The organism is Sphaerobacter sp., assembly GCF_019683595.1.
GTDB lineage: Bacteria > Chloroflexota > Chloroflexia > Thermomicrobiales > Thermomicrobiaceae > Sphaerobacter.
The window spans coordinates 1-22,870 of the sequence record NZ_JADGHZ010000040.1; the positions used below are offsets into that span (position 1 = coordinate 1).

General features: G+C 69.0%; 16 protein-coding genes. 8 read left to right on the forward strand and 8 right to left on the reverse strand.

Translation table 11 applies throughout. The features are described 5' to 3' along the window. A partial coding sequence (locus tag IRZ30_RS06550) for an aldehyde ferredoxin oxidoreductase family protein (protein WP_294084091.1) occupies positions 1-1,798 on the forward strand: 1,798 nt, incomplete at its 5' end. A gap of 249 nt (positions 1,799-2,047) precedes the next feature. On the opposite strand, the gene IRZ30_RS06555 is transcribed toward IRZ30_RS06550, so the two are convergent. Both IRZ30_RS06555 and IRZ30_RS06560 read right to left on the reverse strand, forming a co-directional pair. Then, complete coding sequence (locus IRZ30_RS06555; protein ID WP_294084092.1) at positions 2,048-3,127, reverse strand: Zn-dependent alcohol dehydrogenase; 1,080 nt, start codon at positions 3,125-3,127, stop codon at positions 2,048-2,050. Between the two features lie 47 nt (positions 3,128-3,174). Beyond that, positions 3,175-4,143, reverse strand: a complete 969-nt coding sequence (locus IRZ30_RS06560) for a threonine/serine dehydratase (RefSeq protein ID WP_294084093.1) — start codon at positions 4,141-4,143, stop codon at positions 3,175-3,177. A 794-nt stretch (positions 4,144-4,937) separates the two neighbouring features. Here IRZ30_RS06560 and IRZ30_RS06565 point away from each other — a divergent pair. From IRZ30_RS06565 to IRZ30_RS06575, 3 genes are all read left to right on the forward strand, one after another. After that, a complete protein-coding gene (locus IRZ30_RS06565) occupies positions 4,938-6,257 on the forward strand; it encodes an MFS transporter (RefSeq protein ID WP_294084094.1) in 1,320 nt (439 codons plus the stop codon). A gap of 231 nt (positions 6,258-6,488) precedes the next feature. After that, positions 6,489-6,737, forward strand: a complete 249-nt coding sequence (locus IRZ30_RS06570; protein ID WP_294084095.1) for an SHOCT domain-containing protein — start codon at positions 6,489-6,491, stop codon at positions 6,735-6,737. Positions 6,738-6,983: 246 nt separating this feature from the next. Beyond that, positions 6,984-8,225 (forward strand): cation:proton antiporter, encoded by a 1,242-nt coding sequence (locus IRZ30_RS06575; RefSeq protein WP_294084096.1) that lies wholly within the window; start codon positions 6,984-6,986, stop codon positions 8,223-8,225. Positions 8,226-8,277: 52 nt separating this feature from the next. On the opposite strand, the gene IRZ30_RS06580 is transcribed toward IRZ30_RS06575, so the two are convergent. After that, the gene (locus tag IRZ30_RS06580) at positions 8,278-9,516 is read right to left on the reverse strand and encodes an MFS transporter (RefSeq protein WP_294084097.1); all 1,239 of its coding nucleotides are present in this window, start codon (positions 9,514-9,516) and stop codon (positions 8,278-8,280) included. Between the two features lie 249 nt (positions 9,517-9,765). Continuing rightward, positions 9,766-11,064, reverse strand: a complete 1,299-nt coding sequence (locus IRZ30_RS06585; protein ID WP_294084098.1) for an MFS transporter — start codon at positions 11,062-11,064, stop codon at positions 9,766-9,768. Positions 11,065-11,454: 390 nt separating this feature from the next. On the opposite strand from IRZ30_RS06585, the gene IRZ30_RS06590 reads away from it, so the two are divergent. Continuing rightward, positions 11,455-12,420, forward strand: coding sequence for a rhomboid family intramembrane serine protease (locus IRZ30_RS06590; RefSeq protein WP_294084099.1), 966 nt, complete (start codon positions 11,455-11,457; stop codon positions 12,418-12,420). Between the two features lie 121 nt (positions 12,421-12,541). Here IRZ30_RS06590 and IRZ30_RS06595 read toward each other — a convergent pair whose 3' ends face one another. The 4 genes from IRZ30_RS06595 to IRZ30_RS06610 form a co-directional block, all read right to left on the reverse strand. Continuing rightward, the gene (locus tag IRZ30_RS06595) at positions 12,542-13,675 is read right to left on the reverse strand and encodes an FAD-dependent oxidoreductase (protein ID WP_294084100.1); all 1,134 of its coding nucleotides are present in this window, start codon (positions 13,673-13,675) and stop codon (positions 12,542-12,544) included. A 35-nt stretch (positions 13,676-13,710) separates the two neighbouring features. Next, positions 13,711-15,090 (reverse strand): MmgE/PrpD family protein, encoded by a 1,380-nt coding sequence (locus IRZ30_RS06600; RefSeq protein WP_294084101.1) that lies wholly within the window; start codon positions 15,088-15,090, stop codon positions 13,711-13,713. Between the two features lie 644 nt (positions 15,091-15,734). Further along, positions 15,735-17,528, reverse strand: a complete 1,794-nt coding sequence (locus IRZ30_RS06605; protein ID WP_294084102.1) for a trypsin-like serine protease — start codon at positions 17,526-17,528, stop codon at positions 15,735-15,737. A 214-nt stretch (positions 17,529-17,742) separates the two neighbouring features. Then, complete coding sequence (locus tag IRZ30_RS06610; RefSeq protein WP_294084103.1) at positions 17,743-19,458, reverse strand: trypsin-like peptidase domain-containing protein; 1,716 nt, start codon at positions 19,456-19,458, stop codon at positions 17,743-17,745. 257 nt (positions 19,459-19,715) lie between these two features. Here IRZ30_RS06610 and IRZ30_RS06615 point away from each other — a divergent pair, with 257 nt between their 5' ends. Genes IRZ30_RS06615 through IRZ30_RS06625 form a run of 3 tightly spaced genes read left to right on the forward strand, consistent with a single transcriptional unit; the run spans position 19,716 to position 22,223 of the window. Continuing rightward, complete coding sequence (locus tag IRZ30_RS06615) at positions 19,716-20,396, forward strand: TetR/AcrR family transcriptional regulator (RefSeq protein WP_294084104.1); 681 nt, start codon at positions 19,716-19,718, stop codon at positions 20,394-20,396. Beyond that, positions 20,380-21,126 (forward strand): ABC transporter ATP-binding protein, encoded by a 747-nt coding sequence (locus tag IRZ30_RS06620; RefSeq protein ID WP_294084105.1) that lies wholly within the window; start codon positions 20,380-20,382, stop codon positions 21,124-21,126. The genes IRZ30_RS06615 and IRZ30_RS06620 overlap by 17 nt, the downstream gene beginning before the upstream one ends. Next, positions 21,123-22,223, forward strand: a complete 1,101-nt coding sequence (locus tag IRZ30_RS06625) for an ABC transporter permease (protein WP_294084106.1) — start codon at positions 21,123-21,125, stop codon at positions 22,221-22,223. The genes IRZ30_RS06620 and IRZ30_RS06625 overlap by 4 nt, the downstream gene beginning before the upstream one ends. Positions 22,224-22,870: the final 647 nt, after the last annotated feature.

Genomic DNA, 22,870 nt, shown 5'->3' on the forward strand with positions numbered 1-22,870 from the left:
TGATGCCATGCACGGCGTCCACGGCCGGTACCTGCACATCGACCTTGACACCGGGTCGGCCGCCGAGCACCCGATCCCGGCGGAGGTGGCGACCCGCGTCATCGGCGGCGTGGGGCTCGCCAGCCTGCTCCTCTACCACTGGGCGCCGCCGGGCGTGGACCCGCTGGCACCCGAGAACCCGCTGATCTTCGCCACCAGCCCCTTCATCGGCACCGGCATCACCACCGCCAGCAAGGTCGCCGTCGTTACCAAGTCGCCTCAGACGGGCATGATCGGCGACAGCCTCTCCTCCAGCTACCTCGCCATCGCCCTGAAGCGCACCGGCTTCGACGCCCTGGTCATCACCGGCACGGCGACCGAATGGTCGCTCCTCGTGGTGGACGACGGCCGGGTCGAGGTCCGCCCCGCGACGGATCTGCTCGGACGGACGCCGGAGGAGACGGCCGACGCCGTCCGCGCCGCGCTCGGCACGGGCTTCCGGGTCGCGGCGATCGGCGAGGCGGGCGAGAACGGCGTGCGCTACGCCGCGATCAGCAACGACGGGCGGCTGGCCGGCAGGACCGGCGGCGGCGCAGTCATGGGCAGCAAGCGCCTCAAGGCGATCGCGGTGCACGGCAGCGGCCTGCCGACCGTCGCCGACCCCGCGGGCCTCGCACGAGCCGCGCGCGACCTCGCCGCCCGCAGCCTCGGCCCCGGCACCGCCAAGTACCGCGAACTGGGCACCGCCGCCAACCTCGCCTTCTTCAACCGTATCGGGGTGCTGCCGACCCGGAACTTCCAGCAGGGGGAGTTCGCAGGCGCCGAGGCAATCAGCGGGGAGACCCTGTTCCTGGAGCACCGGACCGACAAGCACGCCTGCGCGGCATGTACCATCGGTTGCGAACACCACTACCGCACCCGCGACGGCGGCTCCGAGCGCACGGTCCGCCTTGAGTATGAATCCCTCTTCGCGCTCGGCTCCCTCTGCGGCGTCGACGACCCCAACGCCGTGCTCCGCGCCGCGGCGCTGTGCGACGACCTCGGCATGGACGCCATCACCACCGGCGCCACGGTCGCCTGGGCCATGGAGTGCGCAGAACGCGGCGTGGATCTGGGCTACCCCGTGGACGAGATCCCCCGCTTCGGCGACGCCGATTCGCTTCTCCGCACCATCGAGGCGATCGGCCGCCGCCAGGGCATCGGCGACCTGCTCGCTGAGGGATCGCGCCGCGCGGCCGAACGCACCGGCCAGGGGTCCGACGCCTGGGCCATGCACGTCAAGGGGCTGGAGATGCCCGGCTACGACCCGCGCAAGCTCCCGACCCTGGCGCTCGGCCTGGCCGTCGCGACCCGCGGGGCGTGCCACAACCGCTCATCCGCGTACGAGATCGACTTCTCCGACCGGCTCGACCCCGACGCCGAAGCGCTGGCCCGTGCCGAGGCCGCCGCAGCCGCCGAGGACCAGGCCGCGGTGCTCGACTCGCTCACCATCTGCAAGTTCCTGCGCCACTGCTTCGACGACCTCTACGCCGAGGCGGCGGAGCTGTACACGATGGTCACCGGCGTGCCCACTACCGGCGACGACCTCCGCGTGGCGGGTGAGCGCATCAACAACCTGAAGAAGCTCTTCAACATCCGCGAGGGTTGGACGCGCGCCGACGACCGCCTGCCCGACCGCGTCCTCACCGGCGAGGCCGGCCTGACCCACGAGCGGCTGACACACCTGATCGACGCCTACTACCGCGTCCGCGGCTGGGACGCCGACGGCCGCATCCCCGAGGAGCACCTCACCCGCCTCGGCCTCACCGACCTCCTCTAACCGGCACAGCCTAGCAGCGCGGGTACCCCTCACCCGGCCTAGCAAAAAGCCCCCCTCTCCCAACGTTGGGAGAGGGGCCGGGGGTGAGGGCCTTGAGGCTATGCGAGTCCGCCTGTGGCCCGGGAGCGTCCGACGCCTTGCTGTCATCCTGAGCGCAGCGAAGGATCTCGCGTCGGACCGGCCACGCAGCGAAGGATGACAGCATGGGCGGGTTGCGGCGCTAAGTGGCCCCGCCGTGAGGCGCGAGCCTCACTCGAACATGATCACCCCGCGCGCGACCTCGCCCGCGTCGAGGGCACGAATCGCCTCGTTGATCTCGTCCAGCGCGAAGCGGCGGCTGATCAGCTCATCGAGCTTGATCCGCCGATTCAGATACAGGTCCACGTAGCGCGGGATGTCCTCGTAGGGCGACACCGACCCGTAGAAGCAGCCGACCAGCGACTTCCCGGAGCGCATGAGGTCCTGAGCCGGGATCGACACTTCGTCGGCCCCGTCCGCCAGCCCGACGACGACCGCCTTGCCGCCCTTGCGCGTCATGTCGTACGCCTGCCGGATCGTCGCCGGGTGCCCGATCACCTCGAAGGCGTAGTCGGCGCCCCAGCCGCCGGTCAGGCTCCGCACCGCCTCGATTGGGTCTTCCCGCCCGGCATTGATGGTGTGGGTCGCGCCGAACTCGCGCGCCATCTCCAGCTTGCGGTCGACCAGATCGATGGCGATGACCCGCGTCGCCCCGGCCAGCGCCGCGCCCTGCACGACGTTCAGCCCGACCCCGCCGACGCCGATGACCGCCACGTTCGAGCCGGGCTCCACCCGCGCCGTCTTGATCACCGCCCCCAGGCCGGTCGTCACCCCGCAGGCGATCAGCGCCGCGCGGTCGATCGGCATCTCGTCAGGGATCTTCACGAGGTTGCGGGCGTCGACGTTGGCGTACTCGGCGAAGCTGCCGACCGCCAGCAGCGGGGTCAGCACCTGGTCCCCGTGCCGCAGCCGAACGTTGCTCGGCCCCGGCGCGGCGCAGAGGTGGTGCTCGCCGCGCAGGCAGAAGTAGCACGTCCCGCACTTCTGGCCGAAGGCGATGATGACACGGTCGCCGGGCCGCACGCGCGTCACGCCCTCGCCGACCGACTCGACCACCCCGGCGCCCTCGTGCCCCAGCACCAGCGGCGGCACGAACGCCGTCTCCCGGCGGATGTGGTGCAGGTCGGAGTGGCAGACGCCACTCGCCAGGATCTTGACCCGCGCCTCGCCCGGCGCCGGGTCGGCGATTTCAACGTCCTCCACCCGCAACGGCGTACGCCGCTCCCACAACACCGCTGCTTTGATCCGCATGACCCAGCTCCTGTTCCGCTCGCCGCCGCGGGCGACCGGCGCAGGCGCTACTCGCCCGGCGCGACGCCTTGCAGCAGCGTGCTCAAGCTCGCCACGTCGGTGTTACCCCCGCTGACGATCGCCACGACCGGCGCATCGGGCGCCACCGAGACCTTGCCGGTCAGCAGCGCGGCCAGCGCCGCCGCCCCGGCCGGCTCGGCCAGCACCTTGCACCGCTCCAGCAGGAGGAACATCGCCTGGCGAATCTCATCGTCCGATACCAGCACCAGGTCGTCTACGTAGCGCTGCACGAGGGCGAAGGTCAATTCGCCCGCGAACGGTGCCGCCAGCCCGTCGGCGATCGTATCGATCCGGTCCAGCTTCACGGTGTGGCCTGCCTGGCGCGCGCGCCACATCTTGGGCGCGCCCTCCGGCTCGACGCCGATGACCTTCGCGTTCGGCCGCTGGCGCTTGATCGCCACCGCGACGCCAGCAATCAGGCCGCCCCCGCCGATCGGGACGACCACGGTGCCGACCTCGGGTAGGTCCTCCAGGATCTCCAGTCCGACCGTGCCCTGACCCGCGATCACGAGGGGATCGTCGAACGGGGGGACGAACGTCAGACCGCGCTCCCGGGCCAACTCATCGGCGCGGCTGAAGAGCTTCATCCGGTCCGGCTCCATGACCACCGTGGCGCCGTACTGCTGCGTTGCCTGCACTTTGGTCTGGGGCGCGTCGGCGGGCATGACGACGGTCGACGCCACGCCCTCGGCCGTGGCAGCCCAGGCGAGCGCCTGCGCATGGTTCCCGGCCGAGGCGGCTAAAAGCCCGCGCGCCCGCTCCTCGGGCCCGAGCGCGGCGATCTTGTTCAGCACCCCGCGGACCTTGAACGAGCCGGTCTTCTGCATGTTTTCCAGCTTGAAGAAGACCGGTGCACCGACACGCCGCGAGATCTCCGTACTGCCGATCAGCGGCGTCCGGTGGATCCGGTCGGCGAGGACTTGCCGCGCGCTGGTAACGTCTTCGAGAGTTACCATGCTCCTCCCCTGTTCGCTAGCGTCGTGATCCAGGGCATCATGATCGCACAGCCAGGGCGCACACGACCCGGCCTGCCCCCGCCAGCCGATGCCGCCTCCCTCACCCCGACTGGAACCGATTGTCGCACACCGCAGCACCCACGGGGTACCGCCACGGGGAACGCCGCCGGGCCATTGGCCCGCGCCGAGCTTCAGGCGCATGGGCGCATGGCGAAAGGAACATCGCGTCGTGGTCCGTACCCGGGGGTAATGGAGGTTGACGCATCACATGGATGTACGCGGTCGGCCCGTGCCCGGGGGTGGGTGGCGTGAAGGATCCCAGGCCGATGCCCGTGCCCGGGGCTAAAGCCGCCGGGCTCACCACGAAAGCCGGCTGAAGCCGGCCGGGGCACCGCCGAGCACAGCCCCAGATGATGCGATGTCCGCCGGTCTGTGCGTGCCCCGGGACTAGAGCCGCCGGGCTGACACATTGGGTAAGCCCACTGAAGGGGCTGCGATGGCGACATTCCGGCGAATCCGATTTTGCCACCCAGCGGACCCAGCATCCCCAGCCCGCTTCAGCGGGCTTTCGTTGTCAGCCCGGCGGCTTCAGCCCCGGGCACGCGCCACGGCAGAGGCTCCTTCACGCCAACCCCCAAGTCTTGACGATGGCTCTGGAACCTCCGCATCAACGGACCGCGCCGCGCGGCATCCTGCCGTGCCATACAAGAGCGGCGTGGGCCGCCGCACTCTAGAGCCCGCCGAGCACCTGCGACACACCCACTCCCTGCGCTATCATGCGCGCGTACCGCGGGATGACTGACTCGACGGGCGGCGAGCGCTGCAATCGATTGGGGGCGCGCGGGATGCGCACGATCTCCTGGCCGCGTCGTATCTACTATGGTTGGATCCTGGTGCTGGCTCTGTCGTTCACGGAGGTCACCTCCTGGGGCATCCTCTACTACGGCTTCAGCGTCTTCATCACGCCGCTGCGCCAGGAACTCGGCTGGAGCACCGAGCAGGTTACCGGCGCCTTCTCGTTGGCGCTGATCCTCTCGGGCGTTTCCGCGTTGCCCGTGGGCCGCTGGCTCGACCGGCACGGCCCCCGGCTGCTGATGACGGTCGGGTCGATCGCCGCCACCCTACTGGTCTTTGCCTGGTCGCGCGTCGAGAGCCTGACCGCTTTTTACCTGATCTGGGCCGGCCTCGGGCTGGCCATGGCCGCCGTGCTCTACGAGCCGGCCTTCGCCGTCATCGCGACGTGGTTCGTCCGCGGGCGGGCGCGGGCGTTGACGATCCTCACGTTCGTTGCCGGGTTCGCCAGCGTCATTTACATCCCGCTCGCGGCGTGGCTGGTCGGGCGCTATGGCTGGCGCGAAGCGCTGGTGATCCTCGCCATCTTCCTCGGCGTCGGCACCATCGCCCCTCACGCGCTCCTCCTGCGGCGACACCCGGCGGACCTCGGCCTCGCGCCGGACGGCGCGCCGGCGGGCACGGCAGCAAGCCCGACAGCCGCTCAGCCGAGCATCACCCCGCGCGAGGCGCTGCGCGATCCGACCCTCTGGTGGATCATCGCCTCGTTCTTCCTGACGATGTTCGCCAACACCGCGGTCACCGTGCACCTCATCCCCTACCTGATCGCCCGCGGTCACGGCGCCGGGTTCGCCGCCACCGTCGCGGGCGCGATCGGGCTGCTGGCACTGCCCGGCCGGCTGATCTTTACGCCGCTCGGCGACCGCTGGGAACGCCGGCACGTCACGGCGTCGATCTTCCTGCTCCAGGCCGTGTCGATCGTCGTGCTGCTCCTGACCCGCAGCACGGCGGGCGTCATCCTGTTCGTCGTCCTCTTCGGCGCCGGGTTCGGCGCGATCACCCCGGCTCGCGCCGCGCTGATCGCCGACTACTACGGCTCCGCGCACTACGGGACGATCAGCAGCATCGTCGCCCTCTTCTTCACCGCCGCACGCGGCGCCGCCCCGGTCGCCGCCGGGTTCCTCTACACACAGACGGGCGACTACGCACCGGTCTTCGGGGCACTTGCGGGCATCTCCGCGCTGGCCGTGCTGACGATGCTCCCCGCTCGCCGGCGGCTCGTCCAAGCCTCCACCCCAGCCGAGTTGTCCCGTCGGGCGTAAGCGGCGCCCGGCAACCGTCAGGGATCGTGGGGGCCTCGGCTCGACGCCATCCCCGCCGCCGGAGGCAGGTTCGTGCCTCCGGCGGGCGTCGAGCGTTGTCAGGCACGTGGCTGGGGCTATAGATGTGTGACGGCATTGTGACGAACACGACGCCGCTTCCCGCGCCGCTGTGACGGTCCGCGGGCCAGGGTGGATCCAGACGTTCCGGCGTGACCGAGCGGAGACACGACGATGATGCATTGGAATGGCTTCGGTTTCTGGCCCTGGTGGGGGCTCCTCATGATGCTCTTGTGGGTGGCCGCAGTCGTCGGCATCGTCTTGCTGATCGTATGGCTGCTACGGCTGAGCACCACGCGCGGCCCCGAGCGCACCCCCGGCGGTGACGGACATGACCCGGCCCTCCAGATCCTGCGCGAGCGCTTTGCCCGCGGCGAGATTTCCCGCGAGGAGTTCGAGGAGATGCGCAAGGTTCTGGAGTGATCGCGTGGGCTGACCCGCTGAACGGGTGCATGGGTCCATACGGCGGTCGCGGGATCGCCCGTATTGGCCAGACCCACTTCCCGCGGTCAACCCACGCGTCGCCGCTGAACGACTCTGACAGCATCGTCAGGTTCTGAGGCTCCAGCCGAGGCCAGCGGGGTGCTACGATGGGGGTCTAACCAGGGACGGCCGGCGCCGTCCCCGTTCTCCGTCGGCATTAACGACTGAGCGACCGGTGGAGCAGCCATGCTCCTGCTCGCAGCGGCCACACTGCCCACCGTCGGGTTCAGCGGCATCGCCGAAGTGGCGGTCCTCGCCGTCATCGTGCCGCTCACCCTCCACCTCGTGCGCCGCCTGCCCCTCCCATCGGCGGTACTGGAGATCGTGGCGGGGATCATTCTCGGCCCGTCGGTCCTCGGCTGGATCCAGGTCGATCTGCCGATCTACGTCCTCTCCCTGTTAGGGCTGAGCGTCCTCCTCTTCCTCGGGGGGCTGGAGATCGACATCGCCGCCCTGCGCGGCCCGATCGCCCGCATGGTCGGGGGCAGCTTCGTCGCCTCGATGGCCCTGGCTCTCCTGCTCGGTATGGGGCTCCAGGGGGTCGGCGTGGTGCGCGATGGCGCGTTGATCGGCATCATCCTGGCCTCGACCTCGCTTGGCATCGTGCTGCCATTGATCAAGGACGCCGGGTACGAACACACGACCTACGGCCGACTGGCGCTCGCGGCCGCATCGGTCGGGGAGTTCGTGCCGGTGCTGCTGCTGTCGGTCTTTTTCTCCAGCGCGACGCCCGCGGTAGGCAGCCACCTCGTGATGTTAGGACTCTTCACGGCCTTCTGCCTGGTTGTCTTCGCCACCCTCGGCCAGGCCCGGCGCATGCACCGCATTGGCCCCTTTGCCCGCGAACTTCAGGACACGTCCGCGCAGATCGGGATCCGCGCCATGTTCGCGCTCCTGGCGCTCCTCGGTGCGGTGGCGCTCCGGCTCGGGTTCTCCGGGATCCTTGGTACCTTCGTGGCGGGCGCCATCGTGCGGCAGGTCGACCGCGATGCGACGATCCTGAACGAGCGGGAACGGACCAAGCTCAACGCCATCGGCTACGGGATCTTCGTCCCCTTCTTCTGGATCACGACCGGGCTCCAGTTCGATCTGGATGCGCTGCTGGATACGCCGGTGGCGATCCTCCGGGTTCCGATCTTCCTCGGCGGTCTGCTGCTGGTGCGCGGGTTACCGGCGCTCCTCTACGCGCGGCTGGTCGGAACCCGCCAGGCAGTGAGCCTGGGCCTGCTGCAGGCGACCTCGCTCTCGTTCATCGTCGTCGCCGCCCAGCTCGGGCAGACCCTCGGCCTGATCGTGTCGGCCACGAGCGCCGCCCTGATCACCGCCGCGCTGATCTCCGCACTGGTCTTCCCGGTCCTGGCGCTTGCGGTTGCTCCGGTTCCCATCCCCGCGGAGGCGGGCCAGCCGGCCCAGGCCGAGGCGGGCTGAGGTGCGGCGCGCCGGGCCTAGCCGGCGCGGGCAGCGAACGCAGGCGGCGTTCTCAGCGCGCGTCCGTGTCGGATGAGGCGACGGCAGCGACCGGCGCCGGCTGGAGGCGGTGCCCACCCAGTTCGGCCGGGCGGATGAAGCGGAGCACGGCGACAACCGTCAGAACCGCGAGCACCGCACCACCCGTCAGGAAGGGGATGACCGGGGCGATCCCATAGAGGACCGAGCCGAGGAAGGCACTCACGGCGGCGCCGGTCATGCCGATGGTCGTGAACGCGCCCTGGACCCGTCCCTGGATCCGCGCGTCCGACACCGAGGCGAGGTAGGCATCGAGCGACGGCTGCTGCACCGTCGCGACCGCTCCCTCGACCAGGCCCAGCAAGAGGATGACGAGCACCGACGGGACCAGGCCGTAGGTGATAATGATCCCGCTGATCAACAGGTTGGCGACCAGCAGACGCCGCCAGCGGGTGCCCGCATCGGCCAGCCGCCCGCCGACCGGAGCGATCAGCAGGTACGCGATCGAGAAGGTGCTGAACGACAGCCCGACTTCGACGTCGCTGGCTCCGATGTCGTCCATGTAGATGCTCCAGATGCCGGAGAAGAGCCCGATCTGGAACTGGCTGGCAAAGGAGAGGATGAAGGCACCGATGAGCGGCGCGGCGAGCAGCTCCCGGAATGGGACGCGCTCCGTTTCGCCTGTCGTGACAACCGGGCGCGGGCCGGCGAACCCCCGCAGGAACACCAGCCCACCGATCGCCACCAGCATCTCGATGGTCGCGGCGCTCAGGAAGAGTGCATTGACCCCGACCGTCTCGGCCACGATGCCGCCGAGCATGGGAGCGAACAGCAGTCCGGCGCTATAGGCTGCCCCGAACCCGGCATACGCCTGCCCCCGTCGCTCGTTTGGGGTGACGTCGACGATCAGTGCCCGCAGCGCCGGGTAGAGCATCGCCAGGCCGACCCCCTGCACGACGCGCAGCGTGATGAACGACAGCGCGCTGTCGGCCATGACATAGCCAATGGTCGCCGCCGCCTCCACCAGCAGCCCGATCGCGATCGGCAGCCTCCTGCCGATGCGGTCCGACAGCACGCCCATCGGCAGTTGGAGCAGCATCTGCGCGATCAGATAGCTGGACGCCATGGCGCCGATCGCGTTCAGGGAGACCCCACGATCCCGTGCCGTCAGCGTCAGGAATGGGATCACCAGACCGACCGCGACCCCGGCCATGGCGGTCAACCCGAGGATGACGCGGAGTGGCGGGTGTTGGAGCACCCAGGGCAGCTTCATCGACGACTCCACCGGCCGAAGGCGCATCGGAAGGCGCCAGCAGAGCATCCACAACCAGGGAAGCATAGCAGCCGACCGGGGTACTCACACTGGCCAAATGGCCAGCGGAGGAGGGTGATGCGTGTTGCGTGTTGCGTGTTGCGTGTTTTGTGCTTCGTCATGCGTCATGCGTCAACCGCCCCTCACCCCCGGCCCCTCTCGGACGGAGCCCACGAGGGGAGAGGGGAGTATTACGTATCACGCATCACCCTATCCCCGCTGCCGGGCCACCTCGACACGGGGCGGTTCACCCCGGAGGAGCGTGCGGAACCGCAACGCGGTCAGCAGGATCAGCGCGAGCGCCAGGATGGTAAGGACCGTCATGGCGACCGGCGCGCCGTACCGGTTCGCGATCGCCCCGGCCGGGAGCGTCCCCACCGGCAACAGCCCCCAGGTCAACAGGTAGACGCCGAGGACTCGGCCGCGCACGCTGTCGTCGACGCTGAGGTGAATCTTGGTGTTGTTGACCGCCAGGTAGATGGCGCTCAACGCACCGGCCAGGAAGGTGAAGCAGCACGCCAGCAGCGGCGACGGCGTCCACGAGAACGCCAGCACGACGGTGGCAAACCCGGCCGCCGTCCAGACCTGCACCCCCGGGAGCTCGGTCAGCCGCCGCCACCCCGCAACGAGCAGCGAGGCCAGCACCGCGCCCGCGCCGTTGACGGCCATGAGCAGGCCAAGGCCGGTGGCGCCGATCCGTAGCTCGTGCTCGGCGAAGACCGGCAGCAGGTTCGAGTACGGCATCACCAGCATCGTCGGCACCGCGGCGAGAATCATCAACCCGGTGAGGTATTCGCTGCGCCAGATGACCGAGAGGCCCTCGATCAGGCTGCCCCACAGCGTCCGACGCACCGCCGACGGCGACGGCCGTGCGGAAGGTAACTTCAAGGTAATGATGAAGGCCGCGACCTGCGATACGGTGCAGGCGACGAACGTCCCGACGACACCCAGCGATGCGATCAACGGGCCGGCCAGCGCCGGTCCGACGACGCGCGTGGCATTCTGCCCGGCCGCGTTCAACGCGACGGCATTCGCCAGGTCATGCGCAGGAACCAGGTTGGCCACCAGCGCGTTGCGCGTCGGGAAGACGAACGACATCGCGGTGCCGTTCAGAAAGGTCGCGACGAGCAGGTGCCAGGGGAGCATCCGATCGAGCACCAGTAGCAGCGCCACGACGGAGGCGATCGCCGTCACCACTCCCTGCGCCGTCAGCAGCACCAGCCGGCGATCGACACGATCGAGGATCACCCCGCCGGGAATTGAGAAGATGAGCGTCGGGATGCCGCCGAGGAAGCCGGTAAGGCCGACGAAGAACGGCGAGTCAGTCATATCGAGCGCCAGCCACCCGGCCGCGATATTCCACATCCAGAAGGCGGAGTTGGTCCCGAGCGTGCTGCCGAAGAGGATGCGGAACCCCGGATACGCGCGGAGCGAGTGTAAGACCGACGTCCCAGCCGGCATCGTGGCTCGCGCGGCATCGCCGTGCCCCGGGACCGTGGTTCTCCCCATGTCCTCCCACCCCTTGTATTGGTTCAACGTGTGGCGTCGCGTTCAGTGTGCCGCAGGGATCCTAACATGCCTTGCCTGGCCCAGGCAGGTGACAGTTTTGAACGTCGCGGGAACGTCGAACATTCCGACGAGCTCACCGCGCGAGATGTGTGTGGCGTGTTCCGTGTTCCGTCTTGCTCCCCGCTCCCCTGGTGGGAGAGGGGCCGGGGGTGAGGGGACGCATGCCGCAGCACGCATCACGGAACACGGAACACGCATCTCGCGTGACGTATGACGTGTGACGCATGACGCGATACGCTCGCTGGCTCGCGCCTTGCTCGGACGGCGTCTGGACGGGCAACCCGCGTGCGGTGCCGCCTGCGGTCCTGAGGAATATTCTGGAGGAGCCTGGTGCTACCCTACGCCGATGAGCCGCAACCCAGCGCGCGCCGATTGCCCGTGGTCACCCTCGCCATCATCGCCCTGTGCATCGCCGTCTTCGCGCAGGAGGTATCGCTCGGGCAGGAAGGGGCGCAGGCGTTCGTCGAACGATGGGGCTTCGTCCCCGCTGAGTTCTGGGCCGGCCGCAATCTGGTGACGCTGGTCACATCCCTCTTCCTCCACGGTGGCTTGCTCCACATCGCGGGGAACATGCTCTTTCTCTGGGTGTTCGGCGACAACGTGGAAGACCAGCTCGGCCACGGCACCTTCGCCCTCTTCTACCTGGCGAGCGGTATGGTGGCCAACGTCGTCTTCGCGGTCGCCTTCCCCGACTCCACCCAACCGCTGGTCGGCGCGAGCGGTGCGATCGCCGGGGTACTGGCCGCGTATCTCCTCCTCTTCCCGCGAGCCATGGTTCGGACCCTTCTCGCGTTCGGCCCGTTCATCACGCTGGGCCGAGTCTCGGCGGCCATCCTCATCGGCTTCTGGTTCCTCCTGCAAGTCATCCAGGGTGCCATCTCGGTGCTGCCGATCGCGCCGGAGTCCGACGTCGCCTTCCTGGCACACGTCGGCGGTTTCGTCTTCGGGCTGATCGCAACCGGGACGATCCGAGAGGTGCGCGATCAATCCCTCGGCGACTGGAGCGGCCGCCGCTGGTGGAGTCGCTCGTTCCGCAACTGGCTGCTCGTCGCGGTGGTGGTCACCGTCCTGCTCGCAGGGAGCCAACTGCTCCTCTCTGGCGGCGAGGCCGTGACCGGGGCGCTGGCTCGCCTCACCGTCGGGGCGGGCGTGGTCGCGCTGGCGCTGCTCGACGGCGTGGCTCGCCTTCTCGGGCGGCGCGGCATCCTCGGCACCGCCCCGCGCGCCAACAAGCTCATCGCCCTCGCCCAGATCCTCGCCGCCCTCGGCCTGGCCGGGACGCTGTTCACGGGGTAGAGGCGGTAGCCCTCACCCCCGTCCCCTCTCCCAACGTTGGGAGATGGGGCCAGTGGGCGAGAGCCGTTCCCCCTCTCCCCCTGTGGGAGAGGGGGCTAGGGGGTGAGGGGGAACCAATCCATCACCCGCCGCGCAGCATTCCCTCGGCCTGACGCCGCGTCAGCGTGGACGGGGTCAGGCGCAGTGCTGTGTCGCGCAGCCGGCAGGCGATGGGATGCTCCCACTGGAAAACCTGACCCATACGCCGGGCGAGGCGCGTGATCCGTGCCGTCCGCGGCTGGCGAGCCCTCTCATAGGCGCGCAGCGCCGCGACGATATCACTGCTCCCCGCCAGGGCGGCCGCCAGCGCGACTGCATCCTCGATCGCCTGACACGCACCCTGGCCCAGGTTCGGCGTCATCGGGTGGGCCGCGTCACCGAGCAGCGTCACCCGCCCCACGCCCCACCGGTCCACCGGCTCGCGGTCCAGGATGTCGTTACGCAGGATCTCAGACTCCGGCGTGGCGGCCAGCAACGCCTGGACCGGCTCCCACCACCCGGCGAATCGCTGCTCCAAATCCGCCTTGCGGCCCACAGGCGGGTCGATCTCCCCGGCCGGCTCATTGGCCGTGGCCCACCAGTAGGTACGTCCGCCACCGACCGGCGCCATACCGAAGCGCGCTCCCCGCCCCAGCAACTCGATCGCCGCCCCTGGCGGCGCGGCCTCGCAGGTCGTGACCCCACGCCAGGCGGTGTAGCCCGCGTAGCGGAGCGGACCATCGGCCAGCAGCCGGGCACGCACCGCCGAGCGGATCCCGTCGGCGCCGACGAGCATGTCGCCACGCTCCGACTCGCCGGAGGACAGGTGCACCGTCACCCCGTCCCGGTCTTGATCGAAGTCGATGATCTCGGCGCCGAACCGCACCACGCCCGGGTCGAGGGCATCGACGAGCACCCGCAGCAGGTCCGCCCGGTGGATACCGACACTGGGCGCACCGAGGCGGCGGTCGATTTCCGCGCTTGGGATGTACGTCAGGGACTCACCGCGCCAGGAGCGGGTCTCAACCGACACGAGGCGGCTGCCAGCCGCCACGACCGGTTCGACCAGCCCCAGCTCACGCAGCACCGCCGTTGCGTTGGCCGCCAGCATGATCCCGGCCCCGGCCGGGCGCAACTCCGGCTGTCGCTCGAAGACGGTCACGTCGAACCCGCGCAGGCAGAGCGCACGCGCCGTCACCAGCCCGCTGATGCCGCCGCCGGCGATGAGTACCCGCACCTAATCCTCTCTCTCCTCATGCCCACACAAAGGGATCACGCCGGGCGACAGGCGGCGATGAGGGCGTCCACCCCGGCGGCCTCCGGCAGCGCCTCGGCCGCGGCCAGCAGCCGCTCGGCGGCGCCGTTCCCGAGCACCGGGTCGGTGAAACCGCGCATCTTCGCCAGCAGCTCATCGCGCGACAGCGGGTTGTCCGGGTGACCGCGCTGCTGCTCCACCGTCGCTTCCAGGCGCCGCCCGTCGAGCATCTCGACCACCAGCCGGCAGCCGAAGCGTCCCTCCTCGACCAGCGCCCGCTCGAACGCCGGGTCGATGACGAGGTCGATCCGCTGCATCAGGTCGCGCAGCCCCGGATCCTGCCACGGCTCCCCCTGGTAGCTCGCCGGGGTCAGGTCGCCGTGTCGGAGCGCGACGGCCACGACGAACGGGGTGCTGTGGTCGGCCGTCGCCCGGCTCTCGGGCGTGTACGCCGCCGCCGAGCCCTGCACCCCGGCCGCCACGCCGCGGTGCCCGTAGACCGTCGCCACGGCGATGTCGTCGACGTTGCCGACCTGTGGGTGGAGCTCGACCGCGGCCTGCACCGCCGCCTGGGTGAAAATCTGCGCCGGATACCGCTTGAGCATGTTGCGCGGCGTCGTGAAGGCGTACGGAGCGGTCAGCCGCTCGAACGGCGTCGGGTCGGCGTCGGACGGCAGGCGGTCGAACAGCGTTTCCAGCGCGTCCGGCGGCGCGGTGAACCCGGCACGCGCCAGCAGCGCCGCCTGCAAGCCCGCCTGCCCGGCGAAGCCGGGAGCACCCCCCTTCACCAGCGGGATCGCCAGCGACGGCTTGAGCCACGACTGGAGGATCAGTCCCCCGGTCGTGCCGGCCAGCCCGATCGCCGAGACGATCTGCTCGCGAGTCAGGCCGAGCAGCCGCCCCGCCGCGGCCGGCACGGCCCAGGCCACCTGACTGACCGAGTGGAGCCCGCGGTCCATCCAGCGATACGCCTCGGTCAACGCAGCCTGAATCTCATAGGCCACCACGACCGCCGTGAGCAGCTCCTGCCCGCTCGCCCCGGCCGCTTCCGCCGCCGCCAGCACGGCCGGGATCGCGTCAGAGAAATGGGCCGTATCCCGTCGCGGCGGTCCGGCGTAGAGGTCGTTCGCATCCAGGTCCCGTGCCAGCGTCCCATTCACCAGCGCCGCCAGCGGCAGATCGACGCGCTCATCCCCGCCGAGCAGCGTCGCTTCCGGCCGCCCGCCGCGCTCGATCGCATAGCGGCGCAGGATCACCGGTCCAGGTTCGCCGACCGCTCCCACCGCGCACGCAAGCGTGTCAGCCACCGCGCGCACGGCGGCCTGCACCACCGCATCCGGCAGGTCATCGAAACGCAACCCGAGCGCGAAATCGGCCATCCTCTCGGCGTGGAACATCGCCACCCTCTCTCGCCTGCTGCCAGCGCCACCCCCGCGGGGCGCCCCGGCAATTCTAGCGGGAACGGCCAAGTGGGCGTGCGAGCCACCTCGAACTGGGCTCGCAAGAACGCCGTCTTTGGAGTGCGGCGGCCCCAGCCGCCGCTGTGGTATGGCGCGGCCGCAGCCGCGCCCGGTTTGGTTTCGCGCAGGCGTCGGGACGCGGGCTGGGTGGTGTGAGGATCCGCGCGCTCGGCGCGTGCCCGGGGCTCAAGCCCCGGGCTGACAAGAAAAGCCTGCTGAAGCCGGCTGGGGCGACGCAGGGCTGGCGCCTCGGCATGAGGGATCCCGCCATCCGGCATGTGCCCGGGGCTCAAGCCGCCGGGCTGAATAGTGGGTAAGCCCACTGAAGGGGCTACGATGGCGACATCCCGGCGTATCCCGTTTGGCCGTCTGGCGGACACAGCATCCCCAGCCCCTTCAGTGGGCTTCGCCTTGTCAGCCCGGCGGCTTGAGCCCCGGGCACGCGCCATCGCACGGGAATCACCGGACCACCCACCCCACGTACCGTCAGCGGTAGGTGATCGATGCACCACCCGAGCGGCTATGGGGCCACGCCATGGGCCCGGAGGCAAATCCTCCGGGCCGACGCGGTCATCGATCTATCACGCCCCGTGCGTGGGGAGGTCCCAATGCTGGCCACCGTCCCAGGAGAATCCCCAGAAGTGCCAGCGGAACGCTTCCACCAGACTCCGCAGCGTCGCCTCGATCGCGCTCGGAATCGGCGCCCCGTTCGCGTCAAACCACGGGCTCACTCCCTGCTGCCCCTGCGGCGCCTGGCAGTTCACGTGCGTCGGCAGGTCGCAGTGCGGCCCGCCATCCCACGAGATGCCCCAGAAGTGCCAGCGGAAGGCTTCCACCAGGCTGCGCAGTGTGGCCTCGGTCGCCGCCCGGTCGAACTGCGTGCCCTGCACCCAGGGGCCGGGTGGAGTGGCCATCCCGGCGAAGGCGGCATGGCTGGGCAGGTCGGGATGTGGGGCACCGTCCCACGACTGGCCGTAGAGGTGCCAGCGGAAGGCTTCGACCAACGAGCGCATGGTGGCGTTGATCTGCTCCGCCTTGGGAGTCCCGGTGGCGGTGAACCACTCCCCCTCACCCGGGTCGGGCGAAACGATGATGTCCCACATCGCCCGGAATGCATCCCCATCGGCATCAATCGCTTGCGCCGCGACTGAGTACACGCCAGGCGGGAGATCGACCTGCGCACTTACGGTGTTCGTGTTACTGTTGAACTCTCTGTCGCCGATGAGCATGGTCATCGAGACGACTGCGCTGTCCGAGTGAGCCGACGCGCCAATGGTGATCTGTCCAGGAGCGACGACGCTAAACGGCCCAGGCGTGAGAGAGTCGAAGACGGGCTTGATGCCGTTGCCGCCACCGCCACCACCGCCGCTACCGCCGGCCGACTCGACGAAGTAAGAGATGCTGCATCCAAGCTGGCCGCACGCGTTTAGGAGACGTTCCAGGAATTCTCGGTCAATACGGCTCGCGACGTTGAATCGTCCGGGAGCCTCAGCAATCAAGACGCCGACGATCACGCCGTCGCTTCGTCGCCAGACGGCTGCCCCACTCTGCCCGTCGTAGACATCGATGTCGTGATAGAGCAGGAACGGTTCAACACCGAGGAACGCTTGCTTGAAAGACAGCCACATCGTCCCATATGGCTTGTCTGCCGGGTAGCCGGCAATAGTGGGGTAAAACTGTGGGTCCCGAAGGGACGCGGTAGACAGGACACCGATTTGAAACCACCCCACCCGATTTCCGAGTGCTCGGGTGGGCAGCTTGAGCAGACCCCAATCCCAGTCAGGATCCGTACCTAGACTATTTCTCCAGCCGGATGGGACCCAAGCCCAGCTTGCATACTCATAGCCGTGCGGCTCGGACCAGCCGTCCTTACCTGGGACGACCCGCGCGTTTCCGATCCATCCTCCCCAAATAGGATCCCAGAGACAGTGCGCCGCTGTGAGGATGACGTCGGGACCAATAAAGGTGCCGCTACACTGACCCAACTCAAACATTAGCGAATCATAGAGTTCAAGGAACACCACTGCGGACGCTGGAAAGTCGTAGGTGGGTGTTACCCGCGTCCGCTCATCAGGCGGGAACACATACTGGTAATCGCCCTGTTCCTGTTCGCCGTTCGGCGGCGGGAAGCCACCGCCCGATGGTGGTTCGGCCGGCAACGGGCCGAGCGCGTGCACGTAACCAAACGGTTCCTCCGGCATCGGCGGTGGGGGACCGACCGGCGGATGCTTCACCCCCTCGGTACCGAGCCATTCGAGGCTATCCGTTTCAGCTCCCGGGTCACTCGCGACTGCCGGCACGGAGCTAGCCACCACCATCAAGAAAACAAGGACCGCCACTACCGCGCGGGGGACTCCCCGCTGCATCGCGCTCATTCCTTCTCCTCCTCACTGTCGCCGATGAGCCCGAAAACGCTTGTCGACATCTCACACGAATTCTACCACTCATGCACATCATGACGGACTGCACTAGTAGCCGTATCAGAGATAATATACCCAACCCAGCACATGCCAGGTTGGGTATCAACGTCGACGCGTCGCTTGCTCTGTGGCTTAGTTGACGGGCCTGGTGCAGGCTCGCGCCGCCACCTCACGCCCCGTGCGTGGGGAGGTCCCAATGCTGGCCACCGTCCCAGGAGAATCCCCAGAAGTGCCAGCGGAACGCTTCCACCAGACTCCGCAGCGTCGCCTCGATCGCGCTCGGAATCGGCGCCCCGTTCGCGTCAAACCACGGGCTCACTCCCTGCTGCCCCTGCGGCGCCTGGCAGTTCACGTGCGTCGGCAGGTCGCAGTGCGGCCCGCCATCCCACGAGATGCCCCAGAAGTGCCAGCGGAAGGCTTCCACCAGGCTGCGCAGTGTGGCCTCGGTCGCCGCCCGGTCGAACTGCGTGCCCTGCACCCAGGGGCCGGGTGGAGTGGCCATCCCGGCGAAGGCGGCATGGCTGGGCAGGTCGGGATGTGGGGCACCGTCCCACGACTGGCCGTAGAGGTGCCAGCGGAAGGCTTCGACCAACGAGCGCATGGTGGCGTTGATCTGCTCCGCCTTGGGGGTCCCGGTGGCGGTGAACCACTCCCCCTCACCCGGATCGGGCGAAACGATGATGTCCCACGCCGCTTGGAAGGTATCGCCGTCGGCATCGACCGCGGTGGCCTGCACCGTGTAGACGCCGGGAGCCAGCGAGACGTTCGCCTCGATCTGCTCACCCTGGCCGGAGAACGTCTGGCCGTTGACGGTGAGCTCAAGGGACGTGACGGCGCTGTCGGACGATGCGTGGGCGCCGACGCGGACCGTGCCCGGCGCGACGACCGCGAAGGGCGCCGGAGTCAACGCGTTGAAGACCGGCCGCACACCCGCTGCGGGCGCCTCGTCGTCCGGCGTGTCCTCATCCGGCGGGGTATCCCCCGGCTCCTTCTCAACGATTGCATCGAAGCTGCAGCCCATCTGCCGGCAGCCGAGCCGCAGCAGGTACAGGAAGTCGTCGGTGATGCGCGAGGCTTCGTTCCAGAGGGAGGTCGCATGGACGTGCACGCCGACGATCACGCGGTCGGACGCGCGCCAGACGGCGGAGCCGCTCTGGCCGCCGTAGGTGTCGATGTCGTAGTAGAGCAGGTCGCGGACGACCCCGGAGAAGGCGTTCGTCGCCCCGAGCCACATCGTGCCGAACGGCTTGTCGCCGGGGTAGCCGGCCATCCGTGGCTGGAAGTTCGGATCCTTCAGCGATTCGGTCGACAGTACCCCGATGGTGAACCAGCCGGTCTTCTTACCCAGCGAGTCGTCCGGCAGCTTGACGAGACCGTAGTCGTTGTACCGGCTGTTCCCGCCACTCTGGATCCACGCCTGCGGCACCCAGGACTGGGCAGCCAGCGCGCGGCCGAACGGCTCCTGGCCGGCGTTGTACCCCGGGAGGACCAGTACGTTGGCGACCCAGCCCTCCTGGCTGTCGTAGAGGCAGTGGGCCGCGGTGAGAACGACGTCCGCCGCGATGAACGTGCCGCTACAGAAGGCGTAGAACTCGCCCTTGTCGTTGAAGAGCGCCACCAGGGCCACGGCCGAGTACGGCTTCTGCGTGGTATCGGTGATGCGCGTCCGCTGGTCTGGCGGGAAGACCCTCTGGTAGTCGGCAGACGGTTCAGGTTGCCAGGCCAGCAACGCCTCCGCCCGCGACAGATCGTAGGTGTGGACCTCACCCGCCGCCTCCTCGGCCGCGGCTGCGGGGCTCGCGCCGACACCGATCCCGGTCGCTGTCAGGGTCATCACCAATACCAAGAGGAGCGCGAGCGCGCCCCCGGCACGCCGTCTCTCCATCACGGTCCCACGCCTTCCCTTCCCCGGCCGAGCACGTCCACACGTGGTCCCACCGTACCCGCCGCCGGTGCCGAAGCGATACACGAGGTGTACACGCCATGTTCCCCCACAGCGTCGGCGACCATGATACGTCAGGTCGTGACGATCGTGTGCCTGCAATCGCTTGATTAGGACCTGCGTCCAGTCGGACAGGTGCGCCGTGCAGCGCGCTGCGGTTTACTTTGATTGACTGATCAGTCAAGCAAGGAGCACGACTGATGACACCGACGCGCGAACAACGAGACAGCCGGCCTCGCACCCGCGGCCCACAGTTCGAGGAGCGCCGCCGCCAGATCGCGCTCGCCGCCGCACGCGTCTTCGCGACGAAGGGCTTCGCCGGCGCCACCAATCGCGACATCGCCGCGGAGGCCGGCATCAGTGCCGGCCTGATCTACTGGTACTACAACAGTAAGGAAGAGCTCTTCACGGCCATCTTCGACCAGTTCGCCCCGTTCTACGTCGTGCGGGACGCATTGGAGACGGCCGACGCGCTGCCGGTCGAGGAGGTGCTGCAGCGCCTGGCCAACGGCCTCTTCCGGGCGATCGGCCAACCGGAGTACGCCGCCATCCTGCGCCTCGGGTTGACCGAAGCGATCCGCTTCCCCGACGTGGCGGGCCACGTCGGGCACATGATCGCACGTCACCCGATCGGGGGGCTGGCGGCCTACTTCGAACGCCAGATCGCCGCCGGCCGAATCCGGCCGGTCGACCCCTGGCTCGCGGCCCAGGCCTTCCTCGGCAGCGTCCTCGGCTACGCCCTGCGCAAGCACGTCGTCGGGCATGACGACCTCCAGGAGGTCGACGACGCCGAGATGGCGGCCACCTTGGCCGGCTTGTTCACCCGTGGGCTACTGGCGGGCGACGGCACGGACGGAGGTCCCGATGGAACCGATCGTTGAGGTCGAGAACGTCAGCAAGCAGTTCGGCCCGATCACCGCGCTTGCCGGCGTCACGCTCGACGTCCCCAGCGGCATCATCTACGGACTCCTAGGGCCGAGCGGTTCCGGCAAGACGACGCTGATCCGCCTGATCGCCGGGGCAATGCGGGCGAGCGCGGGGCAGGTCCGCGTCTTCGGCCGACCGCAGCCGAGCCGCGCCAACGCCGCCCGCATCGGCTACATGACGCAGGCCGCGGCGCTCTACCCCGACCTCTCGCTACGCGAGAACCTGACCTTCTTCGGCACCCTCTACGGGCTGGACGACCGCCGCCTGCGCGAGCGCGTCGAGGCAATCGCCGCCGAGGTCGAGCTGGCCGACCGGCTCGATAGCCCGCTGCACACCTTCTCCGGCGGCATGCGCCAGCGCGCGTCCCTCGCCTGCGCCCTGCTCCACGAGCCCGACCTGCTCATCCTGGACGAGCCCACGGTCGGGCTCGACCCGGTGTTGCGCCGCGCCTTCTGGGAGCGCTTCCGTCGACTCGCGGCCGCCGGACGGACCCTGATCGTCTCCAGCCACGTCATGGACGAGGCCGACCGCTGCGACCGCCTCGCCTTTCTCCGTGAGGGACGCTTGCTCGCCACCGGCAGCCCGTCGGAGTTGCGCCAGATCACCGAGCAGGCGAACCTCGAAGACGCCTTCCTCGCCCTCGCGGCGGGCACCGGCAGCCTCCTGGAAGGAGGGGTCCGATGAACCTGCGCCGCATCCTGGCCCTGGCGACCCGCATCGTCCACCAATTCCGTCGCGACCGGCGCACCCTCTTCCTGCTCTTCGTCGTGCCGGTCCTGGTGCTGTCGCTCCTGGCCTGGATCTACCGCGGCGATGGGGCCAGCCCGGTAACCCTGGCCATCGTCAACGAGGGACAGAGCCCCCTCGCGGCCCAGATCGTCACTGGGCTGCAGGAGGACGCCTCGCTCACCGTGCGGGAGATGGACGCGGCCGCGGCCATGCGGGCGCTCGACCAGGGCGAGGTCGACGCAGTGCTGACCCTCCCGGCGGACCTCAGCCTCCGCCCGGGTGGACCGCCGCAGCAAATCGAGGTCACCCTCGACGGCTCCGATCCCAGCACGACCAGCGCGGTCATGGGAGCGCTCACCCGCACCCTGCCCGAGACGGTGGTACGCGCCGTCAACCCGGCCGGGCTGCCGATCCAGATTGAACCCCGCTTCCTGCACGGCGGACCGGAGTTCGACCGGCTCGACTACCTGGCGCCGGTCATCATCGGCTTCTTCGTGTTCTTCTTTGTCTTCCTGCTCACCTCCGTCTCCTTCCTGCGCGAGCGGAGTGAAGGGAGCATCGAGCGGCTGATTGTCTCCCCGCTCGGCCGGGGTGAGATCGTGCTTGGCTACATGCTGGGCTTCACGCTCTTCGCCGCGCTCCAGGCGGCGGTCACCGTCCTCTTCGCGGTCTACGCGCTGCGCATCCACTACGTCGGCAACCTGGGGCTGGTGTTCCTCTTCACGCTGCTCCTGACCCTCGGCGCGGTGAACCTCGGAATCTTCCTTTCAACCTTCGCCCGCACCGAGTTGCAGGTCGTCCAGTTCATCCCGCTCGTGATCGTCCCGCAGGCGCTGCTTTCCGGGATCCTCTGGCCGATCGACTCCCTGCCCGAGCCGCTCCAGTGGCTGGCGCACGCGTTGCCGCTGACCTACGCCGCGGAGGCGCTGCGCGGCGTCATGATCCGTGGCGACGGCCTCGCCGCCCTCTGGGTGAATCTGGCCGTGCTGGCCGGCTTCGCCGTGCTGATGATCGTCCTCGGCACCTCGACGCTGCGGCGCGAGGCAGCCTAGCGATGCGCGCTACGTGTGGCCATGCGCGCCCGTCAGGCGCCCACGACGACGAACGGGCTCACTGGCTCATGCCGTGAGCCCGTCGTTGCCGTCAAGAACGGACACCGTGAGCCCAGCAGTCTCGTGATCTCACGGACGCCGGGGTTCCGCGAGCGGTGCCACGGAGAGCGGAACGACGTCGAGCCCACCCGATGACTCGCCAGCCGGGGGTGCACCCGACTCCAGCGTCGCTCGCATGCGTCCCGCGAACTCCGAATACGGCATCTTGAACTTGTCTAGATCCTCGGGAGACATGGCTTCGGGATTCTCCTTCGCACGTTTCACAAACTTCGCCGGAGCCACGTTCTCGTCGTCCAGGAAGAGCCACTGACCGACGTCATCGTCTGTGAGTACGTACGTATCGGGAATCCGCTCGGTGTCGCTGGACAGATGCGGCAGCCGAAACTAGCGCCGCAGCGACGCCATCGGCCGCCAAGTCACGCGATTTCGTTTCCCCAGCTTCCGTTTTGTCCCGTATAGTCGAATCTGGGCATCTGTGCCCCGTACAACCTTTTCAGGTGTTGGGTGTCTAGCATCCGGTTGGTGCCCGGAGCCAAATCAGACGGGTTGACAACGTGAGGGGGCTCGCGCCGTGGCCCGTGCCCGGG

Coding starts and splice junctions, on each gene's coding strand:
- IRZ30_RS06555 (WP_294084092.1), bottom strand. CDS start 3,127: ATGCGGATCAAAGCAGCGGTGTTGTGGGAGCGGCGTACGCCGTTGCGG.
- IRZ30_RS06560 (WP_294084093.1), bottom strand. CDS start 4,143: ATGGTAACTCTCGAAGACGTTACCAGCGCGCGGCAAGTCCTCGCCGAC.
- IRZ30_RS06565 (WP_294084094.1), top strand. CDS start 4,938: ATGACTGACTCGACGGGCGGCGAGCGCTGCAATCGATTGGGGGCGCGC.
- IRZ30_RS06570 (WP_294084095.1), top strand. CDS start 6,489: ATGATGCATTGGAATGGCTTCGGTTTCTGGCCCTGGTGGGGGCTCCTC.
- IRZ30_RS06575 (WP_294084096.1), top strand. CDS start 6,984: ATGCTCCTGCTCGCAGCGGCCACACTGCCCACCGTCGGGTTCAGCGGC.
- IRZ30_RS06580 (WP_294084097.1), bottom strand. CDS start 9,516: ATGAAGCTGCCCTGGGTGCTCCAACACCCGCCACTCCGCGTCATCCTC.
- IRZ30_RS06585 (WP_294084098.1), bottom strand. CDS start 11,064: ATGGGGAGAACCACGGTCCCGGGGCACGGCGATGCCGCGCGAGCCACG.
- IRZ30_RS06600 (WP_294084101.1), bottom strand. CDS start 15,090: ATGTTCCACGCCGAGAGGATGGCCGATTTCGCGCTCGGGTTGCGTTTC.
- IRZ30_RS06605 (WP_294084102.1), bottom strand. CDS start 17,528: ATGAGCGCGATGCAGCGGGGAGTCCCCCGCGCGGTAGTGGCGGTCCTT.
- IRZ30_RS06610 (WP_294084103.1), bottom strand. CDS start 19,458: ATGGAGAGACGGCGTGCCGGGGGCGCGCTCGCGCTCCTCTTGGTATTG.
- IRZ30_RS06615 (WP_294084104.1), top strand. CDS start 19,716: ATGACACCGACGCGCGAACAACGAGACAGCCGGCCTCGCACCCGCGGC.
- IRZ30_RS06620 (WP_294084105.1), top strand. CDS start 20,380: ATGGAACCGATCGTTGAGGTCGAGAACGTCAGCAAGCAGTTCGGCCCG.
- IRZ30_RS06625 (WP_294084106.1), top strand. CDS start 21,123: ATGAACCTGCGCCGCATCCTGGCCCTGGCGACCCGCATCGTCCACCAA.